This is a genomic window from Marinobacterium sedimentorum, from assembly GCF_024267675.1.
GTDB classification, from domain to species: Bacteria; Pseudomonadota; Gammaproteobacteria; order Pseudomonadales; family Balneatricaceae; genus Marinobacterium_A; species Marinobacterium_A sedimentorum.
In genome coordinates this window covers 505144-527182 of record NZ_JALDYX010000001.1, presented here as the reverse complement: position 1 = coordinate 527182, position 22039 = coordinate 505144, and the positions used below count along the sequence as shown (strand labels likewise).

Here is a 22039-nt window from a genome sequence, read left to right as displayed (position 1 = left end):
GATCTAACCGGCTTTCAGGCGGCGTGCCTATGGCTTACTTGCCCGTCAGGACGCTGTACTTGATCATCAGCTGATCCTGCGTTTCCACATGATCCGGATCCTTTGGAATACAGTCGACGGGGCAGACTTCAACGCACTGCGGTGTGTCGTAGTGGCCTACGCACTCGGTGCATTTGCCCGGGTCGATTTCATAGATTTCATCACCCGGAGTGATTGCCTCGTTCGGGCATTCTGGCTCGCATACATCACAGTTGATGCATTCGTCGGTAATCATCAATGCCATGGTCGGCTACCTCACTCACTGCGTAAATAAGAAACGTTATAGTCCCAGACTTTCCTGCATGGCTTTTGAGACAGCAGGATGAACAAATTTGCTCACATCACCGCCCAGACTCGCGATCTCGCGAATCAGAGTGGAGGATATGTAGGAAAGATGTTCCGCCGGGGTCAGAAACATGCTTTCAGCCTGCGGTGCAAGCTTGCGATTCATGTTGGCCAGCTGGAATTCGTATTCGAAATCCGATACGGCCCGCAATCCTCGCAGTATTATATTGGCGCTCTGTTGTTCCACCAGATCGGCCAGCAGGCAGTTGAAGCCAATGACTTCAACATTGGGCAAGTGCTGCAGTACTTCCCTTGCCAGCTCAACGCGCTGTTCAAGTGGCAGCATCGGTGCTTTTTTCGGGCTTGCCGCCACTGAAACCACGACCCGGTCAAAGATGCGCGCGGCACGTTGAACGAGGTCGGTGTGACCATTGGTAATAGGATCAAAGGTGCCGGGATAGACAGCCGTATTCATAAAGCTCTCGCTGATGGTTATGCTGCTGCCGGGAGTATATCGCGAAAGCGGCATGTTAGCCGAATTGGCAGGAGCGTACAAATACATTAATGGAATGTGGTTATGTGTCTGAGTTATTAAAAAATATTTTTATATTCTATATGGGCATATGATGAAGAGGTCTAAATGAAGCACAAAATGTCGTGTTCCGGGCTCCGGATGATACTTCCGGTATCCTTACTACTGCTGTCGGGCTGTATGTCCCTGCAGGCGGTCGACGCGGGTATTTACAATGTGGTGGGCGTGGTCAGTGAACAGGACAGGGTTACCGGTGAACGCAGCCTCTCGCTGGCCGGACGCAGTGCGCAGATTCGCCAGGGCAACGCTGCGGTCGAGCAGCTGCTGCGCACCGAAAGCAACATCAACGGTCAGCTGGATGAGGCCCAGTATGCCCGCCTGACGCGCCTGTTTGATCGGGTGCTGCGTATTAGTCATCTCAAATCCGAACGCTGGCAGCCGGTCCTGATTGATCGCCCGGATTTCAACGCCTTCACCACCGGTGGCACCTATATAGTGGTGCACCTGGGGCTGATGCAGCAGTTGCAGGATGACGATGAACTGGCGGCGGTGATTGCCCATGAGGTGGCGCACACAGTCGCCAATCATGCCTTTGAGAGCCAGGGCTTCCAGACACTGGCGACGCTGACGGGCTCCAGCTCCGCTGGCCGCAATGGCTATCAGGCGGCCTTTACCCATGAAAATGAGCGCGAAGCGGATCGTATAGCGGTGCTCTATGCCGCACTGGCCGGTTTTGATCCCATGGCCGCCAGTCGCATCTGGGCCCGGCAGTACCGTGAAAAGGGCAACGCCGGCGGGCTCTTCTTCCATACCCACCCGGTAAACCGCGCACGGGCCGAGGAAACGGCGGCAACGGCGCGCCTGGTACAGGGGTATTACCGCAAGGGGCGGGAGAACCCGGACGCCGCGGTCCTGCTGGAGAACAATGTGCTCTGGCAGAAGCGCAACGATACCATGGCCGCCGGTCAGGGGGGCGGCGTCGCCGCACTGCTGGGCACAACGCTGGGCACCTATGTGAAGCATCAGGGCGTCAAGCAGGAGGAATCCCGCCAGTCGCAGCAGCAGGCTCAGCTCGCCGCGCTGATGCAGCAGATGCAGTCCTTGGGCGAGACCGTAATTGACCAGAACAGCTGGCAGGTGCGCTGGCGCTACACTGGTGTGAGCGCGCTGGATAATCTGGTGATGGGTGTGCTGATCAAGGATCAGGAGGGCAAGGTGCAGCGCTATATCGCGCAGATTCCAGGCACTGTGCAGCCCGGACAGGCGTTCGAGGCTCAGTTCAGTTCGTCGCAGCTGAGCGTCGGAGCCTTGGCATCCATGCAGCTCAAATACTATGTGGATGATGCCAGCCCGCGTTAGCCTGCGGCTGCACACTACCGCTCGTCTTAACAGCTGGCGGACATAACCCCCTCTCCCGCCCCGCACGCAACCTGCCTGTGCGGGGTTCTTTTCTGGCATTGCACTCTGAATGTATAGCCAATGCCCTTAGCTGCGCCTGCTAGACGTGCGTCTGTCACCCTACTGTCATCTATCAGCGATACATTGACCTGCACATGTAAGGCCCGTATCGGGCCTTTGCGTATTCAGGGACTGGAAGGCGAATGGCAAGGCGTACACCGCAGGAAGCAGAACAAACCCGGCAGGCGTTGCTGATGGCGGCACTGGAGGTATTCAGTCAGCGAGGCGCGGCCACGGCAACGCTCAAGGATGTGGCGGCCCATGCCGGTGTGACCCATGGCGCCCTCTACTGGCACTTCAAAAATCGTGAGGCCCTGCTGGAGGCACTGTTTCAGCGGGTCTCACTCCCCTTTGACCGGCATTATCTGGAGCAGCTGCAGGCGTCGCGGCAGCAGGCGCTGAATGCATTGGAAGGCTATCTGCTGGGGTTGATGCGGGACATTACCGGGGATGCGCAGGCGCAGCGGGTCTATCAGCTGTTTTACGCCGGCAACGACAGCTGCGCCGGTGTTGCCGCATTGGCGCAGCAACGTCAGCGTGCGCTGAATCAGGGTGTGGGGCATATCCAGTATTTTCTCAAGCAGGCGCGCAAGCAGCAGCTGGTCGGGCTGAAAAAGTCCCAGCTCGAACCCATGGCCAAATCCATCTGCTGTCTGGTGCTGGGCCTGGTGCAGTCACTGTTGCTGGCACCAGAGCTGTTCTCCTGCCGTGAGCAGGGGGCGCTGTTGGTGCGCAGCTGTTTGCGCGGTCTGTAAGCGAGTTGCCGATAAGGCCGCCCTGAAGCGAATGTCAGGCCGGGTCGGTATCGGTGGCTGGGTCGCGGATATAAAGACCGTAGGTGACCTTGCCTGCGGTTTTGCTGCGCAGTTGGCGCCAGTTGTCCGGCAGTTGCGGTGTGCCGAGCTGGGATTCCGATTCGATGTAGATCAGCGCCTGGCTGGCCAGCAGGTTGCGGGACTCCAGCAGTTCGCAGGCCTGGGGCAGCAGATCGCAGTGAAACGGCGGATCCAGAAACACCAGGTCATAGCCGGGCGTTGTCCCCAGTTCATGGCGCTGGAGCCAGTCCATGGCGGCGGCTGTCTGCACTTCGGCATTATCCGCCTTGAGCAGTTGCAGGTTGTCTCGCAGCTGGCGCACGGCCTGGGTTGCGTTGTCGATAAAGGTCACCGAGCCTGCACCCCGTGACAGGGCTTCGAGCCCCAGGGCGCCACTGCCGGCAAACAGATCCAGACAGCGTGATCCCTGTACCGACGCCTGCACCCAGTTAAACAGCGTCTCGCGAACCCGGTTGGGCGTTGGGCGCAGGCCGGTCAGGGCGGGGAACTTGAGTTTGCGACCGCGCCAGCTGCCGGCAATGATGCGCAGCTCGCCGCTGGCGGGTTCCGGCACGCGGGGAGACCGGTTTGACTTGGTAGGCTTGGGCATGCGGCGGTTTCACTGTCCGTTTAGGGTGATAAGAATCTGGGTCTCGGGGGCGAGATAGTGCGCGATTCTCGGGCCAATGTCATCCCCGGGCACGGCCTGGAGCTGATCCAGAATAGTGTCCAGGCGTTGCCCGGGCAGATTATTGAACGCCAGGGTGGCGAGCTGATCCAGCTGGCCCTGGGGTGTCTGCAGTTGTTCGCGCAGCTGCAGCAACAGCTGCTGGCGGGTGTCATCAATCAGCTGTGCACTAATCACTGCTGTATCAATCAGGGCGCTGTCAAACACGGCGCTATCAATTACGGAAGACCCCGCCACCCTTTCATCAGCGGGAGGTGCAGCGGTTCGCTGCGCCTCTGCTGGCAGGGTCTGCGCCCTGGTGGGCTGACCGGCGAGAATCAGTGCCCGGTAGCCACTGTCGCGGGACTGTTGCCACACCAGCCGATAGTACCCTGCTGTATCCGGGCGCAGTTCCAGCGCCCGCTGCAGGCTGCGGATGGCCAGCAGCTGGGCGGCATAATCCTTGGCATCACGGCCCGGCATGCTGGCTCCCAGCAGGTACATGGCGGGCAGTCGGGCATCGCTCAGCTGCAGTTTGACAGGTTGCGGCGGCGTGGCGTCGTGTCGCTCGGGCTGGTGCCCGGGCTCTGAGTGCTCGGCGGTAACAGCACTGGCAAACATGCCGGCGCCATCCCTTGTTCCTGGCGCGGCGGCGTCCAGTTGTTCGGCAAGCTTCGCGGCGTCCGGGCCGCCCAGTATCTGCAAGGGTGGCTGGCTGAACAGACGGTGGTACTGCTGCAATACATCAGCGGCCGATATTGCGCTGGTCCTGGCCCGCTGCGTTGGCTGCTGTAGCTGTTGTTGCAGCCGGTTCAGCAGTCGCTGCGCCGGGTCCTGGCCATCGAGATAGGCCTGCGCCCGGATGCGCGCCAGGGTGGCGGCTGCGGAATCTGATTCGGGAGTCTGCTGCAGTGCCTGCAGGACGGCGTCCAGTTCCGGCAGTTTTTCACCGGCTGGCCAGCGCAGGCTGATCTGCAGGTGATCCGGCAGCGCAGTGACCTGAGTGTGCGGCACCGGTGTGAGCAGGGACTGGAGCGCGGGCTGGTGCAGGCGCTGCTGCAGCAGCATGGCCAGTGTCTGTTGCAGAATGCGCTGTTCCGGATCCAATGCCACTGCAGCGGGCAGCAGCAGGCGCAGTTCGTTGTCGGGTCTGTCGGGCTGTTCGATCCAGTAAAGGGGGTGTGTTTCGCTGTGCTCTATGTCGGGATAGCTGACAGCTTTGGGCCCAAGGGATGCCAGCAATACGATCAGTATCGGCAGGATCAGGATCAGCGCCTTGAGGTAGAGCGGATTGAACAGCGGCTTGTGCTCGGTGGCCATGACTGCAGGATTCCATTTGCGGGTGTCGGTGGCTTGGCAAGCTGTGCACGGCAGATCCGCGATCTGTAATGCGTGGGGCTTAATAACTTGCGTGGCGCCTATGATAAGATATTGCGCTCGAAAGTTAAGCCTTTCGCAGGCTTGGAGCATGTCGATGGAAGCTTTGTTCAGGTGGCTGGTGGAAAACGAGTGGGATTACTCGATCGTTACCTATACAGGCGCGGCCATATTCACAGTAGCGATGCTCGCGATATATTTTTACATCAGGGGCGATGACCCGTCCTGAGGCTTTTCAAGGCGCCCAAATCCGGGTGCTGGTGCCCGTTGTTAGCAGATCTGAGGACATTCGATGTTCAAGAAATTAAAATCCCTGTTCGGCACTTCCGGCAGCAAGGAGCAGATGCCGCCGGTCGTTGAGGCGGATGAGGCACAGCCACCCGTTGAACAGGCTGCGCCCGCTGAACAGGTTGAATCAGAGCCGGATGCAGCTGCACCGGATCTGGTTGAAGTAACAGTTGTCGAGGCGGATATGGCTTCGGCGGACAGCGCCCCGCCTGACAATGCCAGGCAGGAAAGAGCCGAGCAGGACGCCGTAGCGGTAGAGGACACTGTGGCAGAGAAACCAGCGGCTGTTAATGCGGTTGTTGATGCAGTGGTGTCCGAGATGCCCGCTGAACCGGTGGAACCTGGACTCGTGGAACCCGAAGTGGTTGCGCCTGTGGCAGCACCGGTTGCGGTGCTGGACACGCCGGCGAAAAAACAGGGCATGCTGGCCCGTATCAAGGCGGGCCTGAGTAGAACCAAGGCCAACCTGTCGGCCCAGCTGGGCAACCTGTTCCTCGGCGCCAAGGAAATCGACGACGAGCTGCTGGAAGATATCGAAACCCTGCTGCTGACCGCCGATGTGGGCGTGGAGGCAACCAGCGAAATCATCAGCCGCCTGACCGACAAGGTCGCACGCAATCAGCTGGCCGATGCCCAGGCGCTGCAGCAGGCGTTGCAGCAGGAACTGGCCGCGCTGCTGCATCAGGCCGAGCAGCCGCTGCAGATCGATGCCGCCGGCAAGCAGCCCTACGTTATTTTGATGGTGGGCGTTAACGGTGTGGGCAAAACCACGACTATTGGCAAGCTGGCCAAGCGCTTTCAGTCCGAAGGCCGCTCCGTGATGCTGGCCGCCGGCGATACCTTCCGTGCCGCCGCGGTGGAACAGCTGCAGGTCTGGGGTGAGCGCAATCAGGTGCCCGTGGTGGCGCAGCACACGGGGGCGGATTCAGCGTCGGTGCTCTTCGATGCGCTGCAGTCGGCCAAGGCACGCAATGTTGATGTGCTGATTGCCGATACTGCCGGGCGCCTGCAGAACAAGGACCACCTGATGCAGGAGTTGCAGAAGGTGGTGCGGGTTATGAAGAAGCTGGATATGGACGCACCCCACGAGGTGATGCTGGTGCTGGATGCCGGCACCGGACAGAATGCCATGAGCCAGGCGCGTATCTTCAAGGAAGCGGTCGGCGTGACCGGTATCACCCTGACCAAGCTCGATGGTACCGCCAAGGGCGGCATCATCTTTGCCATCGCCAAACAGCTGAAGCTGCCGATTCGCTATATTGGGGTCGGTGAACAGGTGGACGATCTGCGTCCGTTCAGTGCCGACGAGTTCGTTCAGGCCCTGTTTGATTGAAAGGAGCTCGATTAACGAGCCCGGCTACACCGCACGGCGGAAAATAGACGGGTCGGCGTTGTAGCGTCGGCCCCGTAACAGGGATTCATTTTCACGCCTTCGGGCGGGTGCGGACAACAGCATGGCATTGATCAGTTTCGAAAACGTCAGCAAGCGCTACCTCAGTGGTCAGGAGGCCCTGAGCAATGTCTCTTTCACGCTGCGTGAAGGGGAAATGGCCTTCCTTACGGGGCATTCCGGCGCCGGCAAAAGTACCCTGCTGCGCATGATCATGCTGATGGAACGGCCGTCCCAGGGGCAGGTGGTGGTGGGCGAGCAGAACCTGGCGCAGCTGGGCCGGCATGAGCTGCCCTACCATCGCCGGCGTATCGGCGTGGTGTTTCAGAACCACCACCTGCTGTTTGATCGCACCGTATTCGAGAACATAGCGCTGCCGCTGCAGATCTGTGGCTATGAGCCCGAAGATGCGGCCCGGCGGGTACGGGCGGCACTGAACAAGGTCGGCCTGCTGGAAAAGGAAAACCAGAGCCCGATCAGCCTCTCCAGTGGCGAGCAGCAGCGCGTCGGTATCGCCCGGGCCATCGTCCACAAACCCCGGGTGCTGCTGGCGGATGAGCCCACCGGTAACCTGGATCCGGAGTTGTCCGAAGAAATCATGAAGCTGTTTCAGCAGTTCAATCGGGTGGGCACCACTGTGCTGATCGCCAGCCATGACCTTTCACTGATTGAGCGCATGCGCCACCGCACTCTGGTGCTGCGTAACGGGAGGTTGATCGCCGATGGCCGTGGATGAAAAAAATACCCCGCGGCGCGGGGCGCAACAGGATCGTATCGACAGGCGCAGCCGCCACCGCAACTGGCGTCGCCACCATGCCTTGATGGCGCGCCAGAGCTGGAGCCGGCTCTTTGCCACGCCCTTGCCGACGTTGATCACGCTGGCGGTATTGGCTATCGCCCTGGCCCTGCCCGGTTTTTTGCTCACCGGCCTTAAAAATGTGCAGCAGCTCAGCGAGGGCTGGGACCACGAACCCCGCATCAGCCTGTATCTGAGCCCTGGGCTGGATGATGCCGCCGCCGATCGCTTCAGTCGTGAGTTGCTGCTGCGGGATGATCTGGCGGCGGTGGATCTGATTAGCCGTGCCCAGGGCCTGCTGGAATTCCGGGAGCTGTCACGCTTTGGCAATATCGTGGATTTGCTGGATGAAAACCCGCTGCCGGCGGTGATTACGGTACAGCCGCTGGATCGCAGTCTGGCGGCCTTGCCGGTGCTCAAGGCCAAGCTGCAGGCGCTGGAGGAAGTGGATGAGGCGGCGCTGGATCTGGAGTGGCTGCAACGCCTGAGCGCTTTTGTGCAGCTGACCCAGCGTGCGGTAATGGTGCTGGGCCTGCTGCTGGCCATGGCGGTGCTGCTGGTGGTGGGCAATACCATCCGGGTATCGATTGAAAGTCGGCGCGACGAGATCATCGTCGCCAAGCTGGTGGGTGGTACCGATGCCTGGGTGCGGCGTCCCTTCCTTTATACGGGTGCCTGGTATGGCCTGCTGGGTGCCGCCCTGGCCTGGTGCCTGATTCAGTTCAGTCTGCTGATGCTCAAGGAGCCGGTGGCGGAGCTGGCTCGACTCTACCTGAGTGATTTTGAACCCATGGGGCTGGGGCTGAGCGGCAGTCTGATTCTGCTGCTGACCAGCCTGATGCTGGGCTGGCTCGGCGCCTGGCTGGCGGTAGGGCATCATCTGCGGCAAATTGAGCCCAGTTGAGGCGCTCTCAACTGCTGTACGCATGACATGAAGGCGTCACACTTGCGGTTTAGGCTGGATATCGCTATTTTTACCGGTCCGCAGGCAATTCTGGCTTGTTGTGGCCTTGGGAACTTCACTGCCCGGGGCCTGTCATATGAGCGGATTCAGGATAGACAAGCTGAAAGTAACACTGAGGTAACACTGTATGGGCAAGAGCTTGCAAGTCGTCGACATCCTCTCTCCGGGTTGTAACCTGGAAGCCTACATGCGCTCGGTCAGTGCGATCGCCGTGCTGACGGCAGAGGAAGAGCGCGAACTGGCAGAGCGCCTGTTTTACCAGAACGACCTTGAAGCGGCCCGCCGTCTGGTTATGTCGCATCTGCGTTTTGTGGTACATATCGCCAAATCCTACTCCGGCTACGGGCTGCAGCTGGGAGACCTGGTGCAGGAAGGCAATGTCGGCCTCATGAAGGCCGTAAAGCGTTTTGATCCCAGTATGGGCGTGCGTCTGGTGTCCTTTGCGGTGCACTGGATCAAGGCTGAAATGCACGAATTCATTCTGCGTAACTGGCGCATCGTCAAGGTCGCCACCACCAAGGCGCAGCGCAAACTGTTCTTCAACCTGCGGTCGCAGAAAAAACGCCTGGGCTGGATGAACAACGCCGAAGTCGATGCCATCGCAGAAGACCTGGGTGTTGATTCGGCTGTAGTTCGACAGATGGAAGGCCGTCTGGCATCCAGCGATACCGCCTTTGATGCCCCGGCCGATGAAGACGAAGACCGTGCCTACCTGGCGCCGGCCAGTTTTCTGGAAGACGATCAGGCCGACCCCGCGCTGCAGGTTGAAAACTCCAACTGGGAAGAAAATTCCCAGGCCAATCTGCTGAGTGCGATGAAACAGCTCGATGAGCGCAGCCAGGACATTCTGGCCCAGCGCTGGCTGATGGATGAAAAAGCCACGCTGCACGAACTGGCCGCCAAGTATCAGGTCTCCGCGGAACGTATTCGCCAGCTTGAAAAGAACGCCATGAAGAAGATCAAGGGCGCGCTGCTGCAGGCCTGATCCGCCCACTACTCCGTCTTTATGACTGCCAACAAAGCCGCCTGCGGGCGGCTTTGTCATGTTCGGACACTGCGGGCCACCCGTCATCGCAACACTGGGGTATAATGCGCTTCATTTTGCGGGGGCCTTGATGAATACAGCGATCAGCCTGCGCCTGGTGGCACTGAGCGGCTTTTGTGCCGTGGCACTGGGGGCCTTTGGCAGTCACGGTCTGCGCGGGCGTCTGACGCCGGATATGCTCGATGTGTTCCAGACCGCCGTGAGCTATCAGTTCTACCACAGTCTGGCCTGGCTGGTGGTGCTGCTGTTGGGCCTGCACTGCCCGTCGCGATGGCTGCGCCTGAGCGGCGCCTGTTTTGGCGCAGGCATCCTGCTGTTCTGTGGCAGTCTTTATATACTGGCGCTCAGCGGTATCCACTGGCTGGGCGCGGTGACGCCGCTGGGTGGCCTGGCTTTTCTGGCCGGCTGGCTGATGCTGGGTCTGGCCGCGTGCCGGTTCAGCACCTCAAAACAATAATGTCGGCAGCAGCCCAACTCGGCTGGCCGAAAAAAAGTTCGGAATTGGATCAATGCGAATAGTGCTAAACGGTGACACCATGGAGCTGCGGGATGACAGCAGTCTTGCCGACCTGGTTGAACAGCTGGGGCTGGGCGACAAGCGCATCGCGGCCGAGGTCAATATGGAAATCGTTCCGCGTAGCCAGCATGCGGCGCTGCGCCTGAACGACGGCGACCAGATAGAAATCGTGCATGCCATTGGCGGCGGCTGAGTATCGCTGCGAAGATCCCTTAATACACTACGAACGGTGGAGACGGAATGTCAGAGCAATTACGCCATGACCCGCTGATTATCGCGGGCAAAGAGTACAGTTCCAGGCTGCTGGTAGGTACCGGCAAATACCGGGACCTTGATGAAACCCGCCGGGCGATCGAAGCCAGTGGTGCGCAGATTGTCACGGTTGCCGTGCGCCGCACCAACATCGGTCAGAACCGCGACGAGCCTAATCTGCTCGACGCCGTTTCGCCGGAAAAGTACACCATCCTGCCCAACACGGCGGGTTGCTATACAGCTGAAGATGCGGTGCGTACCTGCAAGCTGGCGCGTGAGCTGATGGACGGCCACGACCTGGTGAAGCTGGAAGTGCTGGGCGACCAGAAAACCCTGTACCCCAACATCGTCGAGACCCTCAAGGGTGCCGAAATGCTGGTCAAGGATGGCTTCAAGGTCATGGTATACACCAATGACGACCCCATCGTCGCCAAGCAGCTCGAAGAGATGGGCTGTGTCGCCGTGATGCCGCTGGGCTCCCTCATCGGCTCGGGACTCGGTATCCTGAACCCACACAACATTCGCCTTATCATGGAAGCGGCCAATGTGCCGATTCTGGTGGATGCCGGTGTCGGTACTGCCTCTGATGCCGCGCTGGCCATGGAAATGGGCTGCGCAGGCGTACTGATGAACACCGCCATCGCCGGTGCTCGTGATCCACTGCTGATGGCGTCTGCCATGCGCAAGGCCATCGAAGCCGGCCGCGAAGCCTATCTGGCTGGCCGTATGCCGCGCAAGAAGTACGCCAGTGCGTCTTCCCCCATGGAAGGCATTATCTGATGCTGCTGTTAACACCGGGCGTCCAGGTGATTTCTGGCCCGCCCGGCGTTAGCCGACACGCAAACCTGTAACCCGAAAATCCAAGTAAGCCGAGAATGACTGAAGAGCAGAAACCGATGCGCACAGTGCGCAGCTTTGTCCTGCGCGCAGGGCGCATGACCGAAGGCCAGCAGCGTGGGCTGGACGAAGCCTGGCCCGAATTGGGGCTGGAAATCGCCGCCGGCATGATAGAGCCGGCTACTCTTTTTGGGCGTGAAGCGCCGCTGGTGCTGGAGATTGGTTTTGGCATGGGTGATTCCCTGTTGCAGATGGCGCGCCAGATGCCGGAGAAAAACTACATCGGTATCGAAGTGCATCGCCCCGGTGTGGGGCGCCTGCTGAACAATGCCCGCACCGAAGGGCTCACGAACATCCGTGTCTATGCCGAAGATGCTGTGGAAGTGCTGGCACAGTGCATCCCCGATGGCAGCCTGGACTGCCTGCAGCTGTTCTTCCCTGATCCCTGGCACAAGAAAAAGCACAACAAGCGCCGCATCCTGCAGTCGGCCTTTGCCCAGACCGTGCGCAGCAAGCTGAAAATTGGCGGTCAGTTCCATATGGCGACCGACTGGGAAAATTATGCCGAGCACATGATGGAAGTCATGTCGGCGGCCGATGGCTATCGTAACAGCGCCGGCGCCGGCGAGTTCTCGCCGCAGCCAGATTTCCGCCCGGTGACCAAGTTCCAGAACCGTGGCGAGAAACTCGGCCACGGCGTCTGGGATCTGATCTTCGAGCGCATCGACTGATCTTGAATCAGTCGGCAGCGAAACAGAAATGCGGACAGAGATGTCCGCATTTTTTTGCCTGTCGTTTGGGAATTCAGGCCGTATTGTAGGTCCGCATTATTCTCTGGTGTCTATGACTGCAAGGCGTACCGGGCTGCTCAGGTCGCGTTTCTGTCCAGCTCTCCGAACAGCCAGTCCTGAAAGGCGCGGATCTTTGGCAGTCCGGCCTGGTTTTTCAGGATGTTGAACGTATAACCCTGGACCTTGGGGCCGTCGAAGCCCAGCGGTGCGACCAGACGCCCGCTCGCGAGCTCGCGCTGCACCAGCAGCAGACTGTCCAGCAGTATGCCCATGCCGTCGACCGCCGCGCTGATGGCCATGAAGGAGCGGTCGAAGCGCGGACCCCGGGAGATATCGAGTTGCACCTTGCGGTGCTCGCGCAACCAGTCGCGCCAGCTGACCAGGCAGATCTCGCTGTGTATCAGGGAGTGGTGCTGCAGGTCCGCCACTGTGCGGATGGGATGCTCGCCCTCGGCCAGCTCGGGCGCGCACATCGGCACAATGGTTTCCGGCGGAAAGGGCAGTACCATGGTGCCGGCCGGCTGCAGCCGTCGCAGGCCATAGCGGATGTCGATGTCCACACCCTGCGTCAGCAGATCCGGCGGTACCGGGTAGGAGGCATTCAGTCTAACGTCTATATCAGGGTGGCTGGCACTGAAGCGCGCCAGCCGTGGCATCAGCCACTGGGAGGCAAAACTCGGTGTCGAGTGCACCGTCAGGATATCGCTTCGCGCGGTGCGTCCGAGTTCCCGTGTCGCCAGATCGATGCGGCTGAAGGCCCCCGTCACTTCTTCTGCATAGCGCCGGCCGGCGTCGGTCAGGATCACCGCCCGGTGCACCCGGTGAAACAGTTTCACCCCGAACTGCTCTTCCAACTGTTTGATTTGATGGCTGATGGCCGACGGTGTGACGAACAGCTCTTCAGCCGCCAGCGCGAAGGAAGAAAGCCGTGCAGCTGCTTCAAATGCCTGTACCGCCTTGATTGGAACCCTGCTTAGCATGGCACTTTTCACCTGAGCTCAGATCATCTGTAAGCCATATTAATTCGTTTGAGCGCAAGTTACCAAGCGCATAACCTAAACAGGACTCATCGGAGAGCAGAAACAGCATCCGCTACGAGTACTGACAAGGACTGCTCCTGAACACGAATACAGATTTTTCGGACGCCTCCGACAGGTGGCGCTTTAAAACGAGGAGAACCGCGTGGATACAAGCATAAAACCCACCCGCGCCGACTTGGCAAAGCTCATGGACCATGCCTACCGCATCCGGCGCTACGCGCTGCTGATGGGTGAAGTCCAGGGTCAAGGCTATGTCGGTCAGGCACTTGATATCGCCGACGTACTGGCAGTGGCCTACTGCCATGCCATGACGTACCGCCCCGAAGACCCAAAATGGGACGGCCGCGACCGCTTCCTGCTGTCCAATGGCCACTATGCGATCGCGCTGTATGCCGCGCTGATCGAAGGGGGCATCATCTCCGAAGCGGAACTCGAAACCTACGGTAGTGACGACAGCCGGCTGCCGATGTCCGGCATGGCCAGCTACACCCCGGGCATGGAAATGTCGGGTGGCTCCCTCGGCCAGGGCCTGACCATTGCCGTCGGCCATTGCCTGGGCCTCAAGCGCAAGGAGTCGGATGCCTTCGTCTACACGCTGTTTTCCGATGGCGAACTCGACGAGGGCGCCATCTGGGAAGGCCTGATGTCGGCCGCCCACTGGAAGCTCGACAACCTGATCGCCATCGTCGACGTCAATAACCAGCAGGCTGACGGTCCTTCCAGCCAGATCATGGCCTTCGAGCCGCTGGTCGACAAGATGGAAGCCTTCGGCTGGTTCACACAGCGTGTCGACGGCAACGATATCGAGGCTGTCGCCAATGCCTTTGATGCCGCACGCAATCACCCCGAACCGAAACCGCGGATGATCATTGCTGATACCCGCATGGGCTGCGGCGTGCCGTTTCTTGAAGCCCGCGAAAAGAACCACTTTATCCGCGTCGACGAGCACGAATGGCAGCTCGCCCTGCAAGCGCTGGAAGCCGGGAGGACAGCATGAGCACCACAACCCAGAAACCCAAGCTCAAGACCTCGGCAATGATCGCCTCGATCGCGTCTGAAGGTCAGAAGACCCAGTCTGCACCCTTCGGACATGCGCTGGTCGAACTTGCCGCAGAGCGTCCCGAGATCGTCGGCATGACGGCGGACCTTGGCAAGTACACCGATCTGCACATCTTTGCCAAGGCCTTTCCTGAGCGCTTCTACCAGATGGGCATGGCCGAACAGTTGCTGATGGGCGCGGCCGCCGGCTTCGCGCATGAAGGCGCGATGCCGTTCGTCACCACCTACTCGGTATTCGCCACCCGTCGCGCTTACGATTTTATGCACCAGGCGATCGCCGAGGACAAGCTGAACGTCAAGATTGCCGGCGCGCTGCCGGGTCTGACCACCGGCTATGGCCCCAGTCATCAGGCGGCGGAAGACCTGGCCCTGATGCGGGCCATGCCGGGCATGACCGTCATCGATCCCTGTGATGCGCTCGATATCGAGCAGATGGTGCCGGCGGTGGCGGATCACAACGGGCCGGTCTACATGCGCCTGCTGCGGGGCCATGTGCCGCTGGTGCTGGACGAGTACAACTACAAGTTCGAACTCGGCAAGGCCAAGCTGGTGCGTGACGGTCGCGATGTGCTGGTGATCTCATCCGGCATCATGACCATGCGGGCTCTCGAGGTCGCCAAGGAACTTGCGCGCGACAACGTCGATGTGGCGGTACTGCATGTCGCGACGATCAAGCCCCTGGACACCTCGACCATCCTGCGCGAGGCAGGCCGTTCCGGCCGTCTGGTGGTGGTGGCCGAGAACCACACCTCGATCGGCGGTCTCGGCGAGGCGATCGGCACCGAGCTGCTGCGCGCCGGTGTTACGCCTCAATTCCGCCATATCGCGCTGCCCGATGCGTTCCTCGATGCCGGTGCGCTGCCGACGCTGCACGATCGCTACGGCATTTCGACCAACGTGATGGCCGAGACCATCAAGAGCTGGATCAGCTGAACGCAAATCACCGATACGTATCCACAAAAACACAATAACGGGATTACATCATGAGCAACTCGCTTCTTCTTCAGGACAAGGTCGCGATGATTTCCGGCGCAGCATCTGCGCGTGGTATCGGCCTGGCTACTGCCCGCCTGTTCGCCAGCCACGGTGCCAACGTCATCATTCTCGACCTCGACGAACAGGCTGCGGCCGAAGCTGCTGCTGCGATCGGCCCTCAGCATCGTGGCTATGCCTGCAATGTCACCGACAAGGACGCGTGTGTGAAAGCTGCAGAGCGTGCGGTCGAGGAATTCGGCCGGATCGACATCCTGATCAACAATGCCGGCATCACCCAGCCGGTGAAAACGCTCGAAATTGACCCGGCTAGCTGGGACCGCATTCTCGACGTCAACCTGCGCGGTGTGCTGTACCTGTCGCAGGCCGTTATCCCGCAGATGCAGAAGCAGCAGTCGGGCTCGATCGCCTGCATGTCCTCCGTCTCGGCCCAGCGCGGCGGCGGCATCCTCGGTGGTCCGCACTACTCGGCGGCCAAGGCCGGCGTGCTGGGTCTGGCAAAGGCAATGGCGCGGGAATTCGGCCCCGAAAACATTCGCGTCAACTGCGTTACCCCGGGCCTGATTCAGACCGATATCAGTGCCGGTAAACTGAGTGACCAGCAGAAAAGTGACATCGCCGCGAGTATTCCGTTGAATCGCCTGGGCAATGCCGGCGAAGTCGCTAGTGCCTACCTGTTCCTGGCGTCCGACCTGTCGTCCTACATCACCGGCGCCGTGATCGATGTCAACGGCGGCATGCTGATTCACGGTTGATACCGTACCGCCACGGACGGCGTAACTTTTTGAAAAACAGTGGAAAATTGTCGACATCAAGCCCATCTCTGCCGCACTACGGACGACAGGAGGGCGCAGTCGCAATAGAATCGATTTCAATCTGCGTGGCGTCGCCACGATATCCTGAACTATCACAAAAACAATAGAAGGAAACAGTCATGAAAAAGACACTGATCGCACTTGCAGCGGGCCTGGCGCTCACGGCGTCCTCAAGCTGGGCGGAACAGGTACTGCGTCTGTCGCACAACGCGGCGCCGGGCAACCCCAAGGCCGAGGCGTCGCTGAAATTTGCCGAGCTGGTTGAGCAGAAGACTGACGGGCGCGTCAAGGTAGAGGTTGGCGGCAGCGCACAGTATGGCGACGATGCCGAATCCATCACCAACATGCGCCTGGGCACCTTGGCCTTTAGTGCCAACTCGCAGGGCACCACGTCCAGCGTTGTGCCTGAATTCGGGGTGCTTGGGCTGCCGTTCCTGTTCCGTGATCTGCCCCATGCCTACAAGGTTGTCGACGGTCCCGTCGGCGACAAGCTCAACGAGCTGGCGCAGGACAAGGGCCTGGTGCTGCTGGCGCTGTGGGACAACGGCATCCGCCAGGTCAGCAACAATGTGCGTCCGATCACCAAGCCGGAAGACCTCGCGGGTATCAAGCTGCGTACTCCGCCCGATCCAGTGACCCTGGACATCTTCAACTCGCTGGGCGCCAACCCGGCCCCGCTGGCATTCTCCGAGCTCTACATCGCGCTGCAGCAAGGCGTGTTCGACGGTCAGGAGAATCCGCTGATGAACATCTATTCGTCCAAGCTCTACGAAGTCCAGAAGTACATCTCCCTCACCGGCCACAAGTACGAGACCACGCCGCTGCTGGCGAGCAAGATGATCATGAGCCAGCTGTCGCCGGAAGATCAGCAGGCGGTGAAGGAAGCCGCCGTTGAGGCCGGCACACTCAACCGCGAGATGTCGCTGGCGGCCGACGCCGATCTGCGCCAGAAACTGACCGACGCCGGCGTGATCATCAACAAGGTGGATCAGGCGCCGTTCATCGAGAAGACCCAGTCCGTTTACGCCAAGTGGGAGAAGCAATACCCGGAACTGGTCAAGCTGGTTGTGTCGGAGGCTGCCAAACAATGAATACTACCCACTCCCCCAATACTGTGATGGCGAACGGCCTCACGGGCTCGGTGGTGAAGTGGGTGGACTCCTCGATCGTGGTCGCCGGCTCGGTGATCGCGATCTCGGCCCTCGTCATCATGTTTGTGTCACTGATGGCCGAGGTGATCGTCCGCTACTTAACCAATCAGGGCATGGGATGGCCCACCGAGATGCCCAATATCCTGTTCCCATGGCTGGTCATGAGCGGCGTCGTGCTGGCCGCCCAGCGCGGGCAGCATATCGCTGTCTGCGCCATCAATACCCTGCTGGGAACCGCCGGCAACCGCATCCTGATGCTCGCGTTGCAGGCGCTGGTGGCGGCGACCTTTTTCTACCTCGCCTGGGTCGGCCTTGATGTCATCGAGATCACCGGCAGCGAAGTGTATCCGGTCACCGGTATCTCGTCGCGCTGGGCCTACATGGCGCTGATCGTCGGTTTCGTCGGCCTGGGTATAACGGCGCTGAGTACCTTCGTACGCCTGCTGCTGGCCAGCGACCCGCTGAGTGTGCGCGTGCATCATGTTGAGGAGGACGTATGACTATTGCAATGATCCTCGTGTTTGGCGTCCTGCTGATGCTGGCCATGCCGGTGGGCTATGCGCTTGTCATCAGCTCCGGCCTGGCCGCTATCACCGTCGGCGGCATACCGGCCGTGGCCGCGGTGGTGAAAATCTTTCAGCCGACGCAGAGCTTCCCGCTACTGGCGATTCCGTTCTTCATGCTGTCCGGCAGCCTGATGATGGGGGGCGAGCTGGGCAAGCGACTGATCCATTTCGCCACCTCGCTGGTGGGACGTTTCCACGGCGGGCTCGGGCAGGTGACGGTGGTTGGGTCGACCGTATTCGGCGGCGTCTCCGGCTCGGCAGTGGCCGAAGCCTCGGCACTCGGCGCCATGCTGATCCCCTGGCAAAAGCGCGAAGGCTATCCGGCCGCGTTTGCCGCCTCGGCCACGGCGTCGTCGTCGGTCATCGCCGGCCTGATTCCGCCGTCGATTCCACTGATCCTGTTCGCGACCGTCTCCAACCAGTCGATCGCTGCACTGTTCCTGGCCGGGGTGCTACCGGGCCTGCTGCTGTGCTCAGGATTCATGCTGGTCTGTTACCTGTCCGGGCGTCTGCGTGGCTTCAAGCGTCTGACCGCCAAGGTGACGCCACGCGATATCCTGCGCGCGACGCTTAATGCAGCGCCGGCGCTGGCCATGCCGGCCTTTATCGTGGTGTTGCTGCGTGCCGGTATCGCGACCCCCACCGAGGTGAGCGTGCTCGCTGTCGCCTATGGGCTGTTCGTCAGCTCGGTCATCTACCGTGACCTGACGGTCCGTCGCCTGTATGAGGCGCTGTCCCATACCGCTGTTACCACCGGGGTGGTGATGCTGGTCATTGCGGCGTCGAACCTGGTGGGCTACGTGCTGACGGTGGAAGCGATCCCGACCCATGTCGCCGAATGGGCGCTGGAGACGCTCAAGTCGCCGGTGATGATCATTCTGATGATGAACCTGATCATGCTGATGGTCGGCATGTTCCTCGACCTGCCGGCGGCGATCCTGCTGCTCGGCCCGACCTTCGTCGCCATCGGCAACGCCATCGGTCTGGACCTGGTGCAGCTTGGCGTCATGATGGCGGTCAACCTGAGTATCGGTCTGTTCACGCCGCCGGTCGGCACCACCCTGTTCATTGCCGCAGCCATTTCGCGCGAGCCGGTCGGCAAGATCGCCCGTGAACTCTGGCCATTCTATCTGGTGGCGATCTCGGTTCTGGGACTGATCTCCTTCGTACCGGGCTTCACCCTGTACTGATATGGGCCGGCCCCGTGATCACCGGGGCCGCCCGTCCAATACACGACTGATACGGACAACAACAATGAAGACGATTGCATTCGCCGGCCTCGGCGCGATGGGGCTGCCTATGGCCAAAAATCTGCTTGCCGGCGGCTTTCGCCTGCGCGGCATCGACCTTAACCCCAACGCACTGGCGGCACTGGCCGAGGCCGGAGCCGAGCCTGCAGCCTCGGCCGTCGAGGCGGCCACCGGTGCCGATGTGCTGATTTTGATGGTCGTCAATGCCGCCCAGGCGGAACAGGTGCTGTTTGCCAACGGCGCACTGGCGGCGCTGAACGACGGTGGCACGGTCTGCCTGATGGCTACCTGTCCGCCTGGCGGTGTCGAGCGTATCGCCGAACAGGTGGCCGCTTCCGGCCGGCGCTTTGTCGACGCACCGGTGTCGGGGGGCGTCGCCGGGGCTGTCGCGGGTTCGCTGACCATCATGGCCGCGTGCGAGGCCACCACCTATGCCGACGTGCTGCCGGTATTCCAGGCTATCGGCCAGCGCATCTTCCATGTCGGCGACAAGCCCGGACAGGGCGCGGTGGTCAAGACGGTGAACCAGCTGCTGTGTGGCGTGCACATTGCGGTCGTTGCCGAAGCCTTTGCACTGGCGGCAAAGGTCGGTGTGGATCTTGAGGTGCTGCTTGAGATCATGGGCGGTTCGTCGGCCTCGAGCTGGATGCTCCGGGATCGCGGGCCGCGGATGCTCGAAGCCGATCCGCTGGTCACCAGCGCGGTGGACATCTTCGTCAAGGATCTTGGCATCGTGCTGCAAACCGGACGCGAGACCCAGGTGGCACTGCCGCTGGCGGCGGTCGCGCATCAGCTGTTCCTCGCGACGTCCGGTCGCGGCGACGGACGCGCAGATGACAGCCAGGTGATCCGAAGTTATCAGGTGCTGAACGGCACGGGCTGAATCCGGCCCCCGTTTTATCGCATCCAGTCAGTTATTTTCAGTAGCGCCTCCCCAGCAGCCTGTCGGACTTGACCGAGCGTAGCGAGGGAATGGCCGTTTTGAGGCAGTTTTTGGGCTCTTTTGAGGCGAATAGTGGTTCTATTTAACGAAAAAGAGTACGAAAAATGGCCAAAATCGGCGTTTCCGCAGTAGGTCAGTGTTAAGTCCGACAGGCTGCTAAGGGAAAGGTGCAGAGGATATTTTTGCCATGACCACTGACGATCTGAAGCCGTTGGCCAATGCCATCCGTTTTCTTTCCATCGACGCCATCGTGCGCGCCGGTGAAGGCCACCAGGGTGTGCCGCTGGGGATGGCCGAAATCGCCACGGCGCTCTTTGCGCAACACCTGAAGTTCAACCCCCAGGATCCGACCTGGGTCGATCGCGACCGCTTCGTGCTGTCGAACGGCCATGGCTCCATGCTGCTTTATTCGCTGCTGTATCTGACCGGATACGAGGCCATCAGCCTGGATCAGATCAAGCGTTTCCGCGAGATGGGGTCCCACTGTTCCGGCCATCCCGAGATTGATCCGGCCTGTGGCGTCGAAGTGACCACCGGTCCGCTGGGCCAGGGCATCGCCAATGCGCTGGGCATGGCCGTCGCTGAGGCGTTTCTCGGTGCCCGCTTCGGTAGCGGGCTTGTCGATCACTACACCTATGCCTTCGTGGGTGATGGCTGTCTGCAGGAGGGGATCGGGCAGGAGATGATTTCGCTCGCGGGGCATCTGCGCCTTGGCAAGCTGATGCTGTTCTGGGACGACAACCGCATTACCGACGATGGCAGCACCGAGCTCTCGATCAGCGAGAATGTTGCCGACCGTTTCCGCGTCGCCGACTGGCACGTTATCGAGGTCGATGGCCACGACATCGAGGCGGTTGCGGCCGCGATCACGCTGGCGAAACGGGACCCGCGTCCGTCGCTGGTCGCCTGTCGTACCGTCATCGGGTGCGGTATTCCAAGGGTTCAGGGGCAGCGCGGCGGTCACAGCGCGCGTCTGTTCAACGAGGATGCGGCCGAGGCCCGTAATCTGCTGAACTGGCCGCACGAACCCTTCAGCGTCCCGGACGATATCCTCGCCACCTGGCGAGAAGCCGGCCGTCGCAGCCGTCCGGACTATGCTGCCTGGCAGACCCGCTATGCGGCGTTGTCTGCCTCCGAGCGCGCCGAATTCGACCGTATTCAGGCGGGTGAGCTGCCGCAGGGCTGGCGGCAAACGCTGCTGGACTACAAACAGCGGGTGGCGGGCGAAACCGAACCCAAGCCCGGCATTTACGCTTCCGCCGAAATCAATGACCTGCTGGTGGATATCCTGCCCGAGCGTCTTGTCGGCTGTGCCGACCTGGAGGCGCCGACTTCGCACAAGCGCAATCTGGCGGCCTTTACCGCCGATGAGCGGGGTGGCGGTTACGTTCACTGCGGCGTGCGTGAGCATCTGATGGCGGCGATGGCCAACGGCATGGCGGCCCACGGCGGGGTGATTCCGCTGGCCGTTACTTATCTGGCGTTCTCTGATTACGAGCGACCGGCGATGCGCATGGCCGCGCTGATGGGGTTGCCGGTGCAGTTCGTTTTCAGTCACGACTCCATCGGCGTCGGTAAGAACGGCCCGACGCACCAGCCGGTGGAGATTCTGGCGTCGCTGCGCGCGATGCCCAACATGCTGGTGCTGCGCCCGGCCGACGCGGTCGAGGCCGCCGAGTGCTGGGAAGTCGCGCTCGAACATCGCACCGGCCCGAGCAGCCTGATATTCGCCCGCCAGGCCCTGCCCGTGGTTCGTCAGTCTGTGAACGACGAGAACCTGTGCCGTCGTGGTGCCTATGTGCTCGCCGAAGCGCAAGGCGGCGAGCGGACGGTGACCCTGCTGGCCACCGGGTCCGAGGTTGCGCTGGCGGTGGAGGCGCGCCGGCTGCTGCAGGCGGACGGCGTGCCGACGGCGGTCGTCTCGATGCCCAGCTGGGAGCTTTTCGATGAGCAGGACGCGGCATACCGCCGCGAGGTACTCGGGGTGGGTACGGTACGCATTGGCATCGAAGCGGCGCTGCGTTTTGGCTGGGACCAGTATCTCGGGGAGCGCGGCGGTTTCATCGGCATGCGCGGTTTCGGGCTCTGTGCGTCGGCCGAACGTCTGTATGAGCATTTCGGCATCACGCCGGCCGCGATTGTCGCCGAAGCGAAACGTCACCTCTGAAG

The 22039-nt window shown here is 61.0% G+C and carries 23 protein-coding genes; 18 read left to right on the top strand and 5 right to left on the bottom strand.

The genetic code is table 11. From position 1 onward, the window contains the following. Positions 1-34: 34 nt before the first annotated feature. Positions 35-283 (bottom strand): YfhL family 4Fe-4S dicluster ferredoxin, encoded by a 249-nt coding sequence (locus tag MRS74_RS02405; protein ID WP_254578670.1) that lies wholly within the window; start codon positions 281-283, stop codon positions 35-37. A gap of 36 nt (positions 284-319) precedes the next feature. After that, positions 320-799, bottom strand: a complete 480-nt coding sequence (gene coaD / locus MRS74_RS02400) for a pantetheine-phosphate adenylyltransferase (protein WP_254578669.1) — start codon at positions 797-799, stop codon at positions 320-322. 237 nt (positions 800-1036) lie between these two features. Between coaD and MRS74_RS02395 the strand changes: the two genes are divergently transcribed. Further along, positions 1037-2215: a M48 family metallopeptidase gene (locus MRS74_RS02395; protein ID WP_254578668.1), complete on the top strand. Its 1179-nt coding sequence runs from the start codon at positions 1037-1039 to the stop codon at positions 2213-2215. A 242-nt stretch (positions 2216-2457) separates the two neighbouring features. Next, the gene (locus MRS74_RS02390; protein WP_254578667.1) at positions 2458-3069 is read left to right on the top strand and encodes a TetR family transcriptional regulator; all 612 of its coding nucleotides are present in this window, start codon (positions 2458-2460) and stop codon (positions 3067-3069) included. A 34-nt stretch (positions 3070-3103) separates the two neighbouring features. Here MRS74_RS02390 and rsmD read toward each other — a convergent pair whose 3' ends face one another. Together rsmD and MRS74_RS02380 are read right to left on the bottom strand one after the other, a co-directional pair. After that, positions 3104-3739, bottom strand: a complete 636-nt coding sequence (gene rsmD, locus MRS74_RS02385) for a 16S rRNA (guanine(966)-N(2))-methyltransferase RsmD (protein WP_254578666.1) — start codon at positions 3737-3739, stop codon at positions 3104-3106. A 9-nt stretch (positions 3740-3748) separates the two neighbouring features. Next, on the bottom strand, positions 3749-5116 hold the full coding sequence (locus MRS74_RS02380; RefSeq protein ID WP_254578665.1) for a hypothetical protein: 1368 nt from the start codon (positions 5114-5116) through the stop codon (positions 3749-3751). A 349-nt stretch (positions 5117-5465) separates the two neighbouring features. On the opposite strand from MRS74_RS02380, the gene ftsY reads away from it, so the two are divergent. From ftsY to trmB, 8 genes are all read left to right on the top strand, one after another. Further along, positions 5466-6794 carry a signal recognition particle-docking protein FtsY gene (gene ftsY / locus MRS74_RS02375; protein WP_254578664.1) on the top strand — a complete coding sequence of 443 codons (1329 nt, stop codon included), beginning with the start codon at positions 5466-5468 and terminating at the stop codon, positions 6792-6794. Between the two features lie 121 nt (positions 6795-6915). Then, a complete protein-coding gene (gene ftsE / locus MRS74_RS02370; protein WP_254578663.1) occupies positions 6916-7587 on the top strand; it encodes a cell division ATP-binding protein FtsE in 672 nt (223 codons plus the stop codon). After that, positions 7574-8551 (top strand): permease-like cell division protein FtsX, encoded by a 978-nt coding sequence (gene ftsX / locus MRS74_RS02365; protein WP_254578662.1) that lies wholly within the window; start codon positions 7574-7576, stop codon positions 8549-8551. The genes ftsE and ftsX overlap by 14 nt, the downstream gene beginning before the upstream one ends. Positions 8552-8738: 187 nt before the next feature. Next, positions 8739-9596: an RNA polymerase sigma factor RpoH gene (gene rpoH / locus MRS74_RS02360; RefSeq protein ID WP_067288973.1), complete on the top strand. Its 858-nt coding sequence runs from the start codon at positions 8739-8741 to the stop codon at positions 9594-9596. Positions 9597-9726: 130 nt separating this feature from the next. Continuing rightward, a complete protein-coding gene (locus MRS74_RS02355) occupies positions 9727-10113 on the top strand; it encodes a DUF423 domain-containing protein (protein WP_254578661.1) in 387 nt (128 codons plus the stop codon). Positions 10114-10165: 52 nt separating this feature from the next. After that, positions 10166-10366, top strand: coding sequence for a sulfur carrier protein ThiS (thiS, locus tag MRS74_RS02350; protein WP_254578660.1), 201 nt, complete (start codon positions 10166-10168; stop codon positions 10364-10366). A gap of 47 nt (positions 10367-10413) precedes the next feature. After that, the gene (locus tag MRS74_RS02345; protein WP_254578659.1) at positions 10414-11205 is read left to right on the top strand and encodes a thiazole synthase; all 792 of its coding nucleotides are present in this window, start codon (positions 10414-10416) and stop codon (positions 11203-11205) included. Positions 11206-11300: 95 nt separating this feature from the next. Next, on the top strand, positions 11301-11993 hold the full coding sequence (trmB, locus tag MRS74_RS02340) for a tRNA (guanosine(46)-N7)-methyltransferase TrmB (protein ID WP_254578658.1): 693 nt from the start codon (positions 11301-11303) through the stop codon (positions 11991-11993). 137 nt (positions 11994-12130) lie between these two features. Here the strand turns inward: trmB and gcvA are convergent, their stop codons facing one another. Then, positions 12131-13033: a transcriptional regulator GcvA gene (gcvA, locus tag MRS74_RS02335; protein ID WP_254578657.1), complete on the bottom strand. Its 903-nt coding sequence runs from the start codon at positions 13031-13033 to the stop codon at positions 12131-12133. Between the two features lie 202 nt (positions 13034-13235). Between gcvA and MRS74_RS02330 the strand changes: the two genes are divergently transcribed. From MRS74_RS02330 to tkt, 8 genes are all read left to right on the top strand, one after another. Then, positions 13236-14090 carry a transketolase gene (locus MRS74_RS02330; protein WP_254578656.1) on the top strand — a complete coding sequence of 285 codons (855 nt, stop codon included), beginning with the start codon at positions 13236-13238 and terminating at the stop codon, positions 14088-14090. Beyond that, a complete protein-coding gene (locus MRS74_RS02325) occupies positions 14087-15085 on the top strand; it encodes a transketolase family protein (protein WP_254578655.1) in 999 nt (332 codons plus the stop codon). The genes MRS74_RS02330 and MRS74_RS02325 overlap by 4 nt, the downstream gene beginning before the upstream one ends. A gap of 50 nt (positions 15086-15135) precedes the next feature. Then, positions 15136-15900, top strand: coding sequence for an SDR family NAD(P)-dependent oxidoreductase (locus MRS74_RS02320; RefSeq protein WP_254578654.1), 765 nt, complete (start codon positions 15136-15138; stop codon positions 15898-15900). Between the two features lie 179 nt (positions 15901-16079). Continuing rightward, positions 16080-17051, top strand: coding sequence for a TRAP transporter substrate-binding protein (locus tag MRS74_RS02315; protein ID WP_254578653.1), 972 nt, complete (start codon positions 16080-16082; stop codon positions 17049-17051). Continuing rightward, positions 17048-17611: a TRAP transporter small permease gene (locus MRS74_RS02310; protein WP_254578652.1), complete on the top strand. Its 564-nt coding sequence runs from the start codon at positions 17048-17050 to the stop codon at positions 17609-17611. Before MRS74_RS02315 ends, MRS74_RS02310 begins: the two co-directional genes overlap by 4 nt. Continuing rightward, positions 17608-18867 carry a TRAP transporter large permease gene (locus tag MRS74_RS02305; RefSeq protein ID WP_254578651.1) on the top strand — a complete coding sequence of 420 codons (1260 nt, stop codon included), beginning with the start codon at positions 17608-17610 and terminating at the stop codon, positions 18865-18867. The genes MRS74_RS02310 and MRS74_RS02305 overlap by 4 nt, the downstream gene beginning before the upstream one ends. A gap of 64 nt (positions 18868-18931) precedes the next feature. Continuing rightward, positions 18932-19810, top strand: a complete 879-nt coding sequence (locus MRS74_RS02300) for an NAD(P)-dependent oxidoreductase (protein WP_254578650.1) — start codon at positions 18932-18934, stop codon at positions 19808-19810. A 238-nt stretch (positions 19811-20048) separates the two neighbouring features. Next, complete coding sequence (tkt, locus tag MRS74_RS02295) at positions 20049-22037, top strand: transketolase (protein WP_368671245.1); 1989 nt, start codon at positions 20049-20051, stop codon at positions 22035-22037. The last annotated feature ends 2 nt before the right edge of the window (positions 22038-22039 follow it).